Consider the following 14,043-nt stretch of genomic DNA (forward strand, 5'->3'; position numbering starts at 1 on the left):
ACGTCTCACGCGGCCGGCGCCGCGCCCTCCTGCTCCGCCTCTATGCGCGCGTTCCACTCCCGCTTGGAGGCCTGCCAGCCGTCCTCGTTGTGGCCGAGACGCCAGTAACCGGAGATCGACAGGTCCTCGCGCGGGATCTGCAGCTCGACCCGCAGCAGTTGACGCAGCTCCTTCACGAAGTGCGCCTCGCCGTGCACGAACGCGTGCGGCCGGCCCTCGGGGAACTCCAGCGCCCGTACGGTCTCGCACAACAGCTCGCCGACCGGCCGGTCACCGCGGTGCAGCCAGACGACGTCCACGTCGGAGTCGATCTTCTGCTCCTCCTCGGGACCGGAGACCTCGACGAAGGCGTGGGCGGTGACGCCACCGGGCAGCGACTCCAGGGCACGGGCGATCGCCGGCAGGGCGCTCTCGTCCCCCACCAGCAGATGCCAGTCGGCGCTCATGTCGGGGGCGTAGGCGCCGCCGGGGCCCATGAAGCGCACAGTCTCGCCCGGCTGGACCCGCATCGCCCAGGGACCGGCCAGTCCCTCGTCGCCGTGGATGACGAAGTCCAGGGTCAGCTCGAGGGACTCCGGGTCGAAGGCGCGCACGGTGTACGTCCGGGTCACCGGCCACTGCTCGCGCGGCAGTTCCTCGCGGATGCGCTCCATGTCGAAGGGCTCGGGATAGGTGATGCCCTCGGCCGGCGGGAACAGCAGCTTCACATAGTGGTCGGTGCAGGTGTCGGCCGCGAAACCGGCGAGACCCTCGCCGCCGAGGACCACGCGCTGCATGTGCGGGGTCAGCCGTTCCGTACGGACGACCTGCGCGGAGTGCGGCTTGCGCGGCCTGCGGGCCGGACGTTCTGCCATGACGGCCTCCCATGCTTCTTGCTTAGGCTTACCTAAGTTAGCACCTCTCCCCTGGGCAACACCTCGATGAGGGCGAGCATTACCAAAACAAGAAGGTCGCTCACGCGCCCAGGGTCGTCAGCAGCCGCTGCAACGAGCCGCCCAGCCCCCAGCGGGCCGCCAGCTCCCGCAGTGCCGCCGCGTCGCGCGGAGCGTGCGGCAGGGCCGTGTCGACGTCCGGCAGCGGAACGTCGTCGGCGACCTTGACGACCTTCGGCGCGACAGCGACGTAGGGCCGTGCCTCGTCGAGCCGCTTGCGCTGCGACGGCGTGAGCCTGGCCCTGGGATCGTCGACCGCGGCCATGATCCCGGCCAGGTCCCCGAACTCGGCGAGCAGCTTCGCGGCCGTCTTCTCGCCGATGCCGGGCACGCCCGGCAGGCCGTCGCTCGGGTCGCCGCGCAGCAGCGCCAGATCCGCGTACCCCGGCCCGTCCACCCCATACTTCTCGCGCAGCCACGCCTCGTCCGTCAGTTGCAGCGTGCCCACGCCCTTGAGCGGGTAGAGCACCCGCACCCCGCGCGCGTCGGAGACGAGCTGGTACAGGTCGCGGTCGCCGGTGACGATGTCGACCGGGCCCTTCGCCCGCGCGGTGAACGTGCCGATGACGTCGTCGGCCTCGTACGGCTCCACGCCCACGCGCGCGATGCCGAGCGCGTCCAGGACCGCCTCGATGACGGGCACCTGCGGCGACAGCGTGTCCGGCACCTCCTCCTCGTCCGGGCCCGCCTCGTGCTCCTCGGCCACGCGGTGCGCCTTGTAGGAGGGAATGAGGTCGACCCGCCACTGCGGGCGCCAGTCGGCGTCCATGCAGGCCACCAGATGGTCGGGACGGTGGTCCTTGACCAGGCGGTCGATGAACTCCAGCAGGCCGCGCACGGCGTTCACCGGCGTGCCGTCCGGAGCCTTCACGGACTCCGGGACGCCGAAGTAGGCGCGGAAGTAGAGCGAGGCGGTGTCGAGAAGCATCAGTCGTCCGGTCACGCTCGCATCATGCCGCACGGGACCGACAGTCACCCGCCGACGAGCAGCCAGTGCCAGCGGGGCCGCTCGGTGACCAGCGCGGCCGCGGCCAGCAGCGTCACCGGGACGGCCGCCCACACCGGCCAGATCCACCACGCCGACGCCACGGCGGCACCCAGCTCCAGCAGCACGAACAGGACCGTGACCCATCCCGGCACGGCGACGACCACCTTCTCCTTGTCACCCGGCGTGGAGAAGACGGCCGGCAGGCCGATCAGCACCACCAGGGAGAGCGCCGACAGCGCCCAGGAATACGGCCACAGCGCCCAGGGTGTCGCCACCCAGGCCACCAGCTCCGTCGCGAAGCGCACCGCGGACGGGACGGTGTCGTCCGGTCGTTCCACAGTTCCCCCATGATCCATGTGAAGTGCCGCGGCGGCCCTCCGGTACGAAAAGAATCCGGCCAACCACATAGCGCTACGCCCTCACCCAAGCATGGACGCGGCGTCGGTGCCACAGGCGGCACAGCAGGTCCCGCCAACGTGCGCACGCAGGGCGCGGCAGCGACGGGGAAGCAGCCGTCAGACACCCGTTGAATCGCCAACTGCGCGCCCTTTCAAGGGAGTTCGCTCTTTCACTCGCAAGGCCTGATCACAGCCTTGATCGCGGTGTGAACGCCCGGCCACGAACGGGAACACAGGCGGGCCGTCGCGCATTGAAAGAAGAGGAGCGACCTCGATGCCGGGCGGGGAGCGGCGGTGTCCGTTGTACCCGCGCGGCGGGCGCTCCCGCGAGCTGTGGGCGCGCGCTTCGCCCCGGCGCCCGGCCCGGACGGCCGTGCGCCCCCGCCGGCCAGCGTCTTCGTCCCGAAGAAGGAATCCCCGCCCGGTGAAGGTGGGGAACTGGTCTACTGGCGAGAGTTGGCGGATTGACCGCATGCGTTGTTTACCAGTGTGTGACGGGCGCATGAAACGGTTTGCCGAACCTGCGTAAGGTGCAGAGAACTCATCAGGAGTACGGCACACCGGCGGACGAGCGAAGGAGGGAGCCGGAGCGATGGGCGACCACAAAGAGCAGCCCCTGCGCGTAGGCGCGGCCGTGCGGCGCCGCCGTCGCACGCTCGAGCTGACCCTCGCCGTCGTGGCCGAGCGCAGCGGCCTGTCCGTCCCCTTCCTGAGCCAGATCGAGAACGACAGGGCGCGGCCCAGCCGGGCGTCCCTGGAGAAGGTCGCCGACGCCCTGCGCACGACGGCCGTGGAGCTCCTCGCGGCGGCCGACCCGGCGTGCAGCGTCGACGTCGTCCGCGCCGAGGGCGCCGAGCCCCTGCTCGAACCCGCGGTGCGCTCGCTGGTGCGCGGTCACCACCAGATGCACGCCTCGGAGTTCGTCGGCGACCATGACGCCGGCCGTGAATTCCAGTACCGCAACGACCAGTTGATGTATGTCGCCGACGGCGCCGTGGAGATCGAGGCGGAGGGGCGGGCCTACCGGCTCGGCCGCGGCGACACCCTGTACCTGACGGGCGGTGTGCGGCACCGCTGGCGGGCGACCGTGTCCGACACGCGCGTGATCGTCGTCGCGGTGGCCGAGCACATCGAGGCGGTTCGGGACCGGTCGCGCCAGTGACACCCCGTGTCGTCTCGCTCGTGCCCTCGCTGACCGAGGCGGTGGCGGTGTCCGTCCCCGGCGCCCTCGTCGGCGTCACGGACTGGTGCACCCACCCCGCGCACCTCGATGTCCCCCGCGTCGGCGGCACCAAGAACCCCAAGCTGGACCCCATCCTCGCGCTCGCGCCCGACCTGGTGATCGCCAACGAGGAGGAGAACCGCGAGCCCGACCTGGCCGCCCTGCGCGAGGCGGGTGTCGAGGTCCTGGTGACCGAGGTGCGGGACGTGCCGCAGGCCTTCCGGGAACTGGCGAGGGTGCTTGAGGCGTGCGGCGCCGGATCGCGGCCGCGATGGCTGGAGGAGGCGGAGGAGACGTGGTTGTCGCTGCCGGCGCCCGACGCCCGTACGACGGCCGTCGTGCCGATCTGGCGCCGTCCCTGGATGGTGCTGGGCCGGGACACCTTCGCCGGTGACGTCCTGGCCCGCCTCGGCGTCGACCACCTCTACGCGGACCACCCCGACCGCTACCCCCGCGTCCCGCTCGACGACCTGCGGGCCGCCGCCCCCGACGTGGTAGTGCTCCCCGACGAGCCCTACCGCTTCACCGCCGAGGACGGGCCCGAGGCCTTCGCCGGGGTGCCCTGCGCCCTGGTCAGCGGACGGCATCTGACGTGGTACGGGCCGTCGTTGGGCGAGGCGCCGCGGGCGCTGGGCGAGGCGCTGCGAGCAGCTCGCCGCTGAACAGACCGCGCGCGGTGTGCACGGCGGCCGTCGCCCAGGCGGCCACGAGCCCGGCGTACAGCCCGAGCGCGAGCCAGTCGTACACGACCAGCCCGGTGCGCCCGGCCAGCGCCTCGGCGCCCGTCACACAGGTGCCGACCGGGAAGGTGAACGCCCACCACGTCATCGCGAACCCCATGCCCTGCCGGCGGGCCCGCAGCACCTGGGCACCGGCGAACACCAGCCACAGCACCGCGAACCCCATGACCGGCACGCCGTACAGCACGGCGAGGAGCCCGAACCCCGCGCTCAACGAGTCCGGTACGACGCCGGGTGCGAAGTCCGCGAACCTGCCGGCGGCGGTGGTGGACTGCCCGAGGGGGCCCAGCACCAGGAACAGGGAGGGCGTGAGTGCGAGCGGCAGCGGACCGCCGGTGATCAGCCTGGCGAACACCAGCGGCATCATCACCAGGGTCGCGAGCAGACTCAGCCCGAACATCGCGAGACAGCCGAGCAGCAGGGTCTCCCGCGGCTGGCCGGGCGGCAGATGCGGCACGAGTATCGGGCCCAGCGCGGCGGACACCATCGGCGCCACGACGGGCAGCAGCCACACGGGCGAGGCCTGCCCGGGCTCCACCTTGTGCCGTACGGCCATGAGGTACGGCACCACTACGGCGGCCGCGAGCCCGGTGGCCGTACCGGCGGTGAACAGCACGGCGTCCAGGGCGAGGGCGGCCCGTGGGCCGATCCAGTCCCGGCCGACGGTCAGGGCACCGCCGCCGACGGCCAGCAGGGCCATGGCCAGGCAGCCGTAGAAGGGCGCCGTGGCGGGGTCGAGAAGGTGGGCGCGCGCCTGGTCGCCGTGGTGGGTCCAGTGCAGGGCGCGGGCGGCGAGGAGGGTGATGAGCAGGCCGAGGGAGAGGGCCCAGACGCCCGCGCAGACGGTCCGCAGACCGGGGAGGTCGAGGGGGAGTCCGGCGCCGGCGGTCGCGACGATCGCGGTGCCCATGACGGTGGCGTACCAGTTCGGTCCGAGGTGACGGACGGCCGTGGCACGCGGGAGGGCCCGGGGGAGTGGCTGGGCTGCGGTGACCATGGGTCCACGGTGGCGCGGGCACGGGCCGCGGACCAGGGACCCTGTCTCTATGAGGGCATAAGCTGGTCTTATGAGCGAGGTGGAGGGGTGGCCGGGGGGCGGGGGCCCGCTGGCGCATCGGGTGCCGGATCTCGGGGCGCTGGAGCTGCTGCTGGCGGTGGCGCGGCTCGGGAGTCTCGGTGGGGCGGCGCGGGAGATGGGGATCACCCAGCCCGCGGCGAGCAGCCGGATCCGCTCGATGGAGCGGCAACTGGGGGTGGCGCTGGTGGACCGGTCGCCCCGGGGGTCGCGGCTGACCGACGCCGGGGCGCTCGTGACGGACTGGGCGCGGCGGATCGTGGAGGCGGCGGAGGCCTTCGACGCGGGGGCGCAGGCCCTGCGCGACCGGCGGGACTCGCGGCTGCGGGTGGCGGCGAGCATGACGATCGCGGAGTACCTGCTGCCGGGGTGGCTGCTGGCCCTTCGGGCGGAGCGGCCGGACACCGCGGTGTCCCTGCTCGCCGGGAACTCCGCCGCGGTGGCGGAGCGGCTGCTGGCGGGGGAGGCGGATCTGGGGTTCGTGGAGGGGGTGAGCGTGCCGGCGGGGCTGGACTCCGCGGTCATCGCGCACGACCGGCTGATCGTGGTGACGGCGCCGGGGCACGCGTGGGCGCGGCGGGGCCGGGCGGTGGGGGCGGCCGAGCTGGCGGAGACTCCTCTGATCCTCCGGGAGAAGGGGTCGGGGACGCGGCAGGTGCTGGACGCCGCGCTGGGGGGACTGGCGCGGCCGTTGATCGAGTTGTCGTCGACGACCGCGGTGAAGGCGGCGGCGGTGGGTGGGGCGGGGCCGGCGGTGCTGAGTGAGCTGGCCGTGGGGGAGGAGCTGGGGATGCGGAGGCTGGTGCGGGTGCCGGTGGAGGGTATCGCGCTGGCCCGGGACCTGCGGGCGGTGTGGCCCACGGGGCATCGGCCCACGGGGCCGGCGCGGGATCTGCTGTCGCTGACGCGGGGGTAGTTCGCCCTCAGTCGCCGGACGGGCCGGAGGGCACGGACCGCCGTTGGCCGAACCACCTGGCCAGGTGCTTGTTCAGGTCCTCCTGGTCGTCGCCGGTCCAGGCCACGTGGCCGTCGGGGCGCAGCAGGATCGCCGGGGTGGTCACGTCCTCGCTCGTGTCCTGGACGTGGTCGACGCGGTCTTCCCAGCCCGCGGTCGACAGGCTGCCCGCCTGGTCGAGGAGGAGGCCTCGGCCGGTGTGGAAGAGGTCGTAGAGGCGGCCTCGTTTCAGGGGGACGTCCCGCAGACGGCGGCCCAACAGGGCGTCGCCCTCGCCGAAGTCGTAGCGGACCTCGATCGCGGTGATCTTCTCGGTGAGGTAGCGGTTCACCTCGTCGAAGTCCATCAGCCGTGAGAAGAGCCGCCGTACCGCTTGCGGACCCGGCTCCGTGGACATCAGTTCCATCTGTGCGCGGGTGTTGTCGAGGACGTCGGTGGCCACCGGGTGCCGTTCGGTCTCGTAGGTGTCGAGAAGGCCCTCCGGCGCCCAGCCGGCCACCTCCGCCGCCAGCTTCCAGCCCAGGTTGAACGCGTCCTGGATACCGAGATTGAGCCCCTGCCCACCCGTCGGCGGGTGGATGTGCGCCGCGTCGCCCGCCAGCAGCACCCGTCCGACCCGATAGCGCTCGGCCTGCCGGGTGGCGTCGCCGAAGCGGGAGAGCCAGCGCGGTGAGTGCACGCCGAAGTCGGTGCCGGCGACCGCCCGCAGGCGCTCCTTGACCTCCCCCAGCGTCGGGGGGACCGCGCGGTCCTCGGTCAGGCCCTCGGCGGGGACGACCACGCGGTACGCCCCGTTCCCCATGGGGCCGATGCCGAACCGCTTCTGGGTCGCGCGGACCCGGGCCATCACCGCGGCGATCGTCTCCGGCGGCGCGGCGACCTCCATCTCGCCCAGCAGCGTCTCGACCGTGGCCGGGTCGCCGGGGAAACCGACGCCGAGCAGTTTGCGCACCGTGCTGCGGCCTCCGTCGCAGCCGACGAGGTAGCGCGAGCGCAGTTGTGTGCCGTCGGCCAGGTCGACCGTCACCCCGTCCTCGTCCTGGCTCAGCCCGGTCACCTCGCAGCCACGCCGGATCTCGGTGCCGAGCTCGACGGCATGCTCGGTCAGCAGCCGCTCGACGACCGGCTGCGGGATGCCGAGGACGTACGCGTGCGCGGTGTCCATCCCGGTGGGGGCGGGCTTGTCGATGGCGGCGAAGAAGCCGCCCACCGGGTACTGCTTCCCGTTCGCGAGGAACCGCTCCAGCAGACCGCGCTGGTCCATCACCTCGATGCTGCGCACATGCAGACCGAGCGCGCGGACGACCTTGGTCGGCTCCGGCTCCTTCTCCAGCACGACCACGCGTACGCCGTGCAGCCGCAGTTCACCGGCGAGCATCAGCCCGGTCGGCCCGGCGCCGGCAACGATCACGTCGATCATCGAAGTCCCCGTTTCCGCAGGTTGTGGCCTCGGCCGGTGATTGTGCGGTACGACGGGGGCCTTGCCGCAAGCCCCCCGGTGCGCTATACGTTGAGACAGGCGAGGAGGTCAGGAACCCCTCGCCTCTGTCGTTCCCGCCGCCGCCACCCCGGTGAAAAACCCTTGGCACGGCGGCGTCCCGGGCCTGCACCATGCCCTGCATGACGACCCCCTCGGCCCCGCCCGCCACCGGCGTCCGCACCCCCTGGGAAGCCCTTCCGCACCCGGTGCGAACCGCCGTCACCGACGTGCTCGGCGGCGGCCCGGTCGTCCATGCGGAGACCCAGCCCGGCGGCTTCTCCCCGGGCGTCGCGGCGCGGCTGAGAACCGCCGACGGACGGCGCGCCTTCGTGAAGGCCGTCAGCGCGGACACCAACCCCGACAGCCCGGCCATGCACCGCGCCGAGGCCCGTAACACCGCCGCTCTCCCTCCCGGCGTGCCCGCGCCCCGTCTCCTCGGCACCTACGACGACGGCACCTGGGTCGCCCTCGTGCTGGCGGAGGTCGACGGCCGCCAGCCCCATGTCCCTTGGCGCGAACCGGAGTTGCGGCGGGTGCTCGACGCCGTGGAGCGCCTCGGCCGTACCCTCACGCCGTCCCCCGTCGCCGCCCCGCCCGTGGCCGAGGCGCTCGGCGACGCCTTCGGCGGCTGGCGGCGCCTGGCCGACCGGCCGGAACACGAGGTGCGCGGACGTCTCGACGACCGGACCCTCGCGGAGCTGCCCCGTCTCGCACGTCTCGCCGCGGACTGGGCCGAGGCCGCCGCCGGGGACACCCTCGCCCATGCCGACCTGCGCGCCGACAACATGCTGCTCACCGCGGACGGCGAGGTCGTCTTCGTCGACTGGCCGCACGCCGTGCGCGCCGCCCCGTGGTTCGACCTGCTGACGCTGCTGCCCAGCGTCGGCGCCCAGGGCGGACCCGACCCGGACGAGGTGTTCCGCGCGCATCCGCTGGGCCGGGCCGCGGATCCGGCCGGTGCCACCGCCACCCTGGCCGCCCTGACCGGGTTCTTCATCGAGCAGTCCCTGCTTCCCGCCCCGCCCGGACTGCCCACCCTGCGCCCCTTCCAGCGCGCCCAGGGCGAGGCCGGGCTCGCCTGGCTCAGGAGACGGCTCGCACCAGGGCCCGCATGACCCGCGAGTCCTCGCCCATCTCGGGGTGCCACTGCACGCCGAGCGCCCAGCCGTCCGCGGCGGGCAGTTCGACGGCCTCCACCGTGCCGTCCTCCGCGTACGCCGACGGGACAAGGCCGGCGCCGAGGCGGTCGACGGCCTGGTGGTGATAGGCGGGCACGGACGTCTCCTCGGGCACGGCCTCGGCGTACCGGGTGCCGGGCACCGGCTTGACCGTGTGCCGGCCGAAGACGCCGACGACCTCGGCGTGGCCCTCGACGTGCTGGACCAGCGTGCCGCCCAGGGCCACGTTCAACAGCTGCATGCCCCGGCAGATGCCCAGCAGGGGGACGCCCGCGGACAGGGCGGCGTCGATCAGCGCCAGTTCCCAGGTGTCCCGGGCATGGGCCGGCGGGCCGGTGCGGGGGTCCCGCTCGGCGCCGTAGCGGGCCGGATCGACGTCGGGGCCGCCGGCGATCACCAGCGCGTCGAGGCGTGCGACGGTGGCCGCCGCCTGCTCCTGCTCGTCCGGCGGCAGCATCGCGGCCAGTCCGCCCGACCGCTGCACCAGGCGCGGATAGCCGACCGGCAGCAGCGCTGCCTCCAGCTCCCAGACGCCCCAGCGCGCCCCGGCCTCCAGATACGTGCTGACACCGATCAGCGGCCTGGCTGTCATACGACCTCCCACCCGGAGCAATGGATCCCGTTCATACCTTTGCCGACCCACCCCCACGAGGACAAGGTCACGCCAGGAACCCTCGTCACGCCAGGAACCCTCTGAGCAGTGCCGCCGTTCCCGCGCAGTGCTCCCGCATCATCTCCCGCGCTCCGTCCGCGTCCCCGTCCAGGACCGCCTCCACCAGGGCGATGTGCTGGCGCTGCGAGTGCTCCAGGTTGCGGACGAGCAGCGGGATGCAGTCCAGCAGGTCGTTCACCGCGGCCCGTACCGCCGCGTACTGGGCGGTGAGCGTCGGGGAGCCGCACAGCTCGGCCAGGGTGAGGTGCAGCAGCGTGTCCAGGCGGCGGTAGTCGGCGAGCGGCGCGTCATGCGTGCGGGTCAGCGCCTCGCGCAGCCGGTCCGCCTGGTCGTCGCTCAGCCCGTGCGCCGCGCACAGTCCCGCCGCGCCCACCTCCAGCACCTCGCGGAAGCGCAGCACGTCCTCGATGTCGACCTCGGAGATCCGCCGCCGCAGCTCGTCCTCGCCGCCCGCGTCCGCGCGGGGCAGCACGAAGGTGCCGCCGTAGCGTCCGCGCCGGGACTCCACCAGCCCCTGGTCCTGCAGCACCTTCAGCACCTCGCGCAGGGTGACCCGGCTGATCCCCAGCCGGTCCGCCAGCTCCCGCTCGGCCGGCAGCCGCTCGCCGCCCGGCACCAGGCCCAGCCGTACCACCTGCAGGATCTGCTCCAGTGCCTCCTCGAAGCCGTTCCCCGCCCGCACCGGCCGCAGTACCGGCGTCAACCGGTCCTCCAGGCTGCCGTCCTGATCCGGCGACACCCGCCGCACCCCCTTCCCAAGCAATGGTTCTCCGCAATACCTTATGGCTCCCGGCCCGGTCGGAAAAACGCGCAGCCGAAGGAGCTCTCCCGTGGCAGACCGCACACCCCCGCTCAGCGTCGAGGAGCTGCACGCCCTCGTCGCGAGCGGAGAGATCGACACTGTCGTCCTGGCCTTCCCCGACATGCAAGGGCGCCTCCAGGGCAAGCGGTTCGCCGCCCGCTTCTTCCTCGACGAGGTCCTCCACCACGGCACCGAGGGCTGCAATTACCTCCTCGCCGTGGACACCGAGATGAACACCGTCGACGGCTACGCGATGTCCTCCTGGGACCGCGGCTACGGCGACTTCGCCATGCACCCCGACCTGTCCACCCTGCGCCGCGTGCCCTGGAACGCCGGCACGGCCATGGTGATCGCCGACCTCGCCTGGAACGACGGCTCACCGGTGGTCGCCGCCCCGCGCCAGATCCTGCGCCGTCAGCTGGAGCGCCTGGCCGAGCTCGGCTACACCGCCCAGGTCGGCACCGAGCTGGAGTTCATCGTCTTCAAGGACACCTACGAGCAGGCCTGGGACGCCAACTACCGGGGACTCACCCCGGCGAACCAGTACAACATCGACTACTCGGTCCTCGGCACCGGGCGGATCGAGCCGCTGCTGCGCCGCATCCGCAACGAGATGGCCGGTGCCGGCCTGACCGTCGAGTCCGCCAAGGGCGAGTGCAACCCCGGCCAGCACGAGATCGCCTTCCGCTACGACGAGGCGCTGCGCACCTGCGACCAGCACGCGATCTACAAGACCGGCACCAAGGAGATCGCCGCCCAGGAGGGCGTGTCGATCACCTTCATGGCCAAGTACAACGAGCGCGAGGGCAACTCCTGCCACATCCACCTGTCGTTGGCGGACGCGGCCGGCAACAACGCCATGGCCGGGCCCGACGGGATGTCCGACGTCATGCGGTACTTCCTCGCCGGACAGCTGGCCGCCCTGCGCGACTTCTCCCTCCTCTACGCCCCCAACATCAACTCCTACAAGCGGTTCCAGCCCGGCTCCTTCGCCCCGACCGCCGTCGCCTGGGGCCACGACAACCGCACCTGCGCCCTCCGGGTCGTCGGCCACGGCCGCTCCCTGCGCTTCGAGAACCGGCTGCCGGGCGGCGACGTCAACCCGCACCTCGCCGTCGCCGGGCTGGTCGCGGCCGGGCTGTACGGCATCGAGCACAAGCTGGAACTGCCCGAGCCCTGTCCGGGCAACGCCTACACCGCGGAGTTCGAGCACGTCCCGAGCACTCTGCGGGAGGCCGCCGAACTCTGGGAGAACAGCCCGATCGCCCGGGCCGCCTTCGGCGACGAGGTCGTCGCGCACTACCGCAACATGGCCCACGTCGAGCTGGCCGCCTTCGACGCCGCGGTCACCGACTGGGAGCTGCGCCGCTCCTTCGAACGCCTGTGAGGACCTTCTTGTCTGCCGAGTACGAACTCGAAGTACTGAACCCCGCGACCGAGGAGGTCGTCGCCACCGTCCCGGCCGCCACCGCGGCCGACGTGGACGCGGCCGTCGCCCGGGCCGCCGCGGCCCAGACGCGCTGGTCCGCCCTGTCGCCCGCCGACCGGGCGCGGCTGCTGCGCCGGTTCGCCGTCGCCGTCGACGAACACCTGGAGGAACTCGCCAGGTTGGAGGTCCGGGAGGCCGGGCACACCGTCGGAAACGCCCGCTGGGAGGCGGGCAACGTCCGCGACCTGCTCGACTACGCGGCGGGTGGCGTCGAACGCCTGACGGGACGTCAGATTCCGGTGGCGGGCGGCCTGGACGTCACCATCCTGGAGCCGCTGGGCGTCGTCGGCGTCATCGCGCCCTGGAACTTCCCCATGCCGATCGCCGCCTGGGGCACCGCCCCCGCCCTGGCGGCCGGCAACGCCGTCCTCCTCAAACCGGCCGAGACGACCCCGCTGACCGCCCTGCGCCTGGCCGAACTCGCCCTGGAGGCGGGCCTGCCCGACGGCCTGTTCCAGGTGCTGCCCGGCCACGGACCGGTCGCGGGCAACGCGCTCGTCGAGCACCCCGGAGTCGCGAAGATCGTCTTCACCGGGTCGACGGCCGTGGGCAAGCAGGTGCTGGCCAAGGGCTCGGCCCTGCTCAAGCGGGTCACCCTCGAACTCGGCGGCAAGAGCCCCAACATCGTCTTCGCCGACGCCGACCTCAATACGGCCGTCGACCCCTTCTCCTTCCTCGACAACTCCGGCCAGGACTGCTGCGCCCGCACCCGCATCCTGGTCCAGGAGTCGGTGTACGACGAGGTGTCCGCCCTCCTCGCCGACGCGCTCGCCGCCGTCGTGGTGGGCGACCCGGCCGACGAGAAGACGCAGATGGGCCCGCTGATCTCGCGCCGTCAGCTGGACCGGGTCCGCGGCTACGTCCCCGAGGACGCCCGCGCTCTGCGCGGCACCGCACCCGAGGGCCCCGGCTTCTGGTTCCCGCCGACCGTCCTCACCGGCGAACGGCCCGACTCCGCCGCCGCCCGCGAGGAGATCTTCGGCCCCGTCGCCGTCCTCCTGCCCTTCACCGACGAACAGGACGCGATCCGCCTCGCCAACGAGACGCCCTACGGCCTCTCCGGCTCCATCTGGACGCGGGACGTGGGCCGCGCGCTCCGCGTCTCCCAGGGCGTGCGGGCCGGCAACCTGTCCGTCAACTCCCACTCCAGCGTGCGCTACTGGACCCCCTTCGGCGGCTTCAAGCAGTCCGGCCTCGGCCGCGAGCTCGGCCCGGACGCCCTGACCGCCTTCACCGAAACCAAGAACGTCTTCATCAGCACGGAAGGCCCCGCACAGTGACCTCTCAGGACACCGACATCGTCTGCCGCCGTCTGGTCGGCCGCACCGCCGTCATCACCGGAGCCGGCAGCGGCATCGGCCTCGCCACCGCGCGCCGGCTCGCCTCCGAAGGCGCCAACGTCGTCTGCGGCGATGTCGACGAGGCCCGCGGCAAGGCCGCAGCGGACGAAACCGGCGGGATCTTCGTGAAGGTCGACGTCACCGACCCCGACCAGGTGGAGGCCCTGTTCAAGACGGCGTACGACACCTACGGCAGCGTCGATGTCGCCTTCAACAACGCGGGCATCTCCCCGCCCGACGACGACTCCATCCTGGAGACCGGCCTCGAGGCCTGGAAGCGCGTCCAGGAGGTCAACCTGACCTCCGTGTACCTGTGCTGCAAGGCCGCCATCCCCTACATGCGGCGCCAGGGCAAGGGCTCCATCATCAACACGGCGTCCTTCGTGGCCCGGATGGGCGCGGCGACCTCCCAGATCTCGTACACGGCCTCCAAGGGCGGCGTCCTCGCCATGTCCCGCGAGCTGGGCGTGCAGTTCGCCCGCGAGGGCATCCGCGTCAACGCCCTCTGCCCGGGCCCGGTCAACACCCCGCTCCTGCAGGAGCTGTTCGCCAAGGACCCCGAGCGGGCCGCGCGCCGCCTCGTCCACATCCCGGTCGGCCGGTTCGCCGAGGCCGAGGAGATCGCCGCCGCCGTGGCCTTCCTGGCCAGCGACGACTCCTCCTTCGTCAACGCCAGCGACTTCCTGGTGGACGGCGGAATCTCGGGCGCGTACGTCACGCCTCTCTAGTGCCTGTTCCCGGACACCGTGTACGGCTCCCCGGGGCCGTTCT

General features: G+C 72.7%; 14 protein-coding genes. 7 read left to right on the forward strand and 7 right to left on the reverse strand.

Annotation, left to right across the window (positions count from 1 at the left end):
• Positions 1 to 5: 5 nt before the first annotated feature.
• The 3 genes from ABZZ74_RS13380 to ABZZ74_RS13390 all read right to left on the reverse strand — a co-directional run bounded on the left by ABZZ74_RS13380 (position 6) and on the right by ABZZ74_RS13390 (position 2,258).
• Entirely contained in the window at positions 6 to 854 is an 849-nt protein-coding gene (locus tag ABZZ74_RS13380) for a siderophore-interacting protein (protein ID WP_356764249.1), read from the reverse strand.
• A 100-nt stretch (positions 855 to 954) separates the two neighbouring features.
• On the reverse strand, positions 955 to 1,860 hold the full coding sequence (locus ABZZ74_RS13385) for a 5'-3' exonuclease (RefSeq protein WP_133045046.1): 906 nt from the start codon (positions 1,858 to 1,860) through the stop codon (positions 955 to 957).
• Positions 1,861 to 1,904: 44 nt separating this feature from the next.
• A complete protein-coding gene (locus tag ABZZ74_RS13390) occupies positions 1,905 to 2,258 on the reverse strand; it encodes a hypothetical protein (RefSeq protein WP_356764251.1) in 354 nt (117 codons plus the stop codon).
• A 652-nt stretch (positions 2,259 to 2,910) separates the two neighbouring features.
• Here ABZZ74_RS13390 and ABZZ74_RS13395 point away from each other — a divergent pair.
• Both ABZZ74_RS13395 and ABZZ74_RS13400 read left to right on the forward strand, forming a co-directional pair.
• Positions 2,911 to 3,480 carry an XRE family transcriptional regulator gene (locus tag ABZZ74_RS13395; RefSeq protein ID WP_356764253.1) on the forward strand — a complete coding sequence of 190 codons (570 nt, stop codon included), beginning with the start codon at positions 2,911 to 2,913 and terminating at the stop codon, positions 3,478 to 3,480.
• A gap of 20 nt (positions 3,481 to 3,500) precedes the next feature.
• A complete protein-coding gene (locus ABZZ74_RS13400) occupies positions 3,501 to 4,202 on the forward strand; it encodes a helical backbone metal receptor (RefSeq protein WP_356764255.1) in 702 nt (233 codons plus the stop codon).
• On the opposite strand, the gene ABZZ74_RS13405 is transcribed toward ABZZ74_RS13400, so the two are convergent.
• The gene (locus ABZZ74_RS13405) at positions 4,114 to 5,277 is read right to left on the reverse strand and encodes a TDT family transporter (protein WP_356764257.1); all 1,164 of its coding nucleotides are present in this window, start codon (positions 5,275 to 5,277) and stop codon (positions 4,114 to 4,116) included. The genes ABZZ74_RS13400 and ABZZ74_RS13405 overlap by 89 nt on opposite strands.
• A 70-nt stretch (positions 5,278 to 5,347) precedes the next feature.
• On the opposite strand from ABZZ74_RS13405, the gene ABZZ74_RS13410 reads away from it, so the two are divergent.
• The gene (locus tag ABZZ74_RS13410) at positions 5,348 to 6,271 is read left to right on the forward strand and encodes a LysR family transcriptional regulator (RefSeq protein ID WP_356764259.1); all 924 of its coding nucleotides are present in this window, start codon (positions 5,348 to 5,350) and stop codon (positions 6,269 to 6,271) included.
• Between the two features lie 7 nt (positions 6,272 to 6,278).
• Here ABZZ74_RS13410 and rox read toward each other — a convergent pair whose 3' ends face one another.
• Complete coding sequence (rox, locus tag ABZZ74_RS13415; protein WP_356764261.1) at positions 6,279 to 7,730, reverse strand: rifampin monooxygenase; 1,452 nt, start codon at positions 7,728 to 7,730, stop codon at positions 6,279 to 6,281.
• Between the two features lie 200 nt (positions 7,731 to 7,930).
• On the opposite strand from rox, the gene ABZZ74_RS13420 reads away from it, so the two are divergent.
• On the forward strand, positions 7,931 to 8,905 hold the full coding sequence (locus tag ABZZ74_RS13420; RefSeq protein ID WP_356764263.1) for an aminoglycoside phosphotransferase family protein: 975 nt from the start codon (positions 7,931 to 7,933) through the stop codon (positions 8,903 to 8,905).
• Here ABZZ74_RS13420 and ABZZ74_RS13425 read toward each other — a convergent pair.
• Both ABZZ74_RS13425 and ABZZ74_RS13430 read right to left on the reverse strand, forming a co-directional pair.
• On the reverse strand, positions 8,874 to 9,560 hold the full coding sequence (locus ABZZ74_RS13425; RefSeq protein ID WP_356764265.1) for a gamma-glutamyl-gamma-aminobutyrate hydrolase family protein: 687 nt from the start codon (positions 9,558 to 9,560) through the stop codon (positions 8,874 to 8,876). The two genes, ABZZ74_RS13420 and ABZZ74_RS13425, sit on opposite strands and share 32 nt — an antisense overlap.
• Positions 9,561 to 9,645: 85 nt before the next feature.
• Entirely contained in the window at positions 9,646 to 10,380 is a 735-nt protein-coding gene (locus tag ABZZ74_RS13430; protein ID WP_356764267.1) for an FCD domain-containing protein, read from the reverse strand.
• A gap of 91 nt (positions 10,381 to 10,471) precedes the next feature.
• Here ABZZ74_RS13430 and ABZZ74_RS13435 point away from each other — a divergent pair, with 91 nt between their 5' ends.
• Genes ABZZ74_RS13435 through ABZZ74_RS13445 form a run of 3 tightly spaced genes read left to right on the forward strand, consistent with a single transcriptional unit; the run spans position 10,472 to position 14,000 of the window.
• A complete protein-coding gene (locus tag ABZZ74_RS13435) occupies positions 10,472 to 11,830 on the forward strand; it encodes a glutamine synthetase family protein (protein ID WP_356764269.1) in 1,359 nt (452 codons plus the stop codon).
• Positions 11,831 to 11,838: 8 nt separating this feature from the next.
• A complete protein-coding gene (locus ABZZ74_RS13440) occupies positions 11,839 to 13,212 on the forward strand; it encodes an aldehyde dehydrogenase family protein (protein WP_356764271.1) in 1,374 nt (457 codons plus the stop codon).
• Entirely contained in the window at positions 13,209 to 14,000 is a 792-nt protein-coding gene (locus ABZZ74_RS13445; protein WP_356764273.1) for a 3-oxoacyl-ACP reductase, read from the forward strand. Before ABZZ74_RS13440 ends, ABZZ74_RS13445 begins: the two co-directional genes overlap by 4 nt.
• The last annotated feature ends 43 nt before the right edge of the window (positions 14,001 to 14,043 follow it).

Source organism: Streptomyces sp. NPDC006476, from assembly GCF_040612015.1.
Taxonomy (GTDB): Bacteria; Actinomycetota; Actinomycetes; order Streptomycetales; family Streptomycetaceae; genus Streptomyces; species Streptomyces griseorubiginosus_B.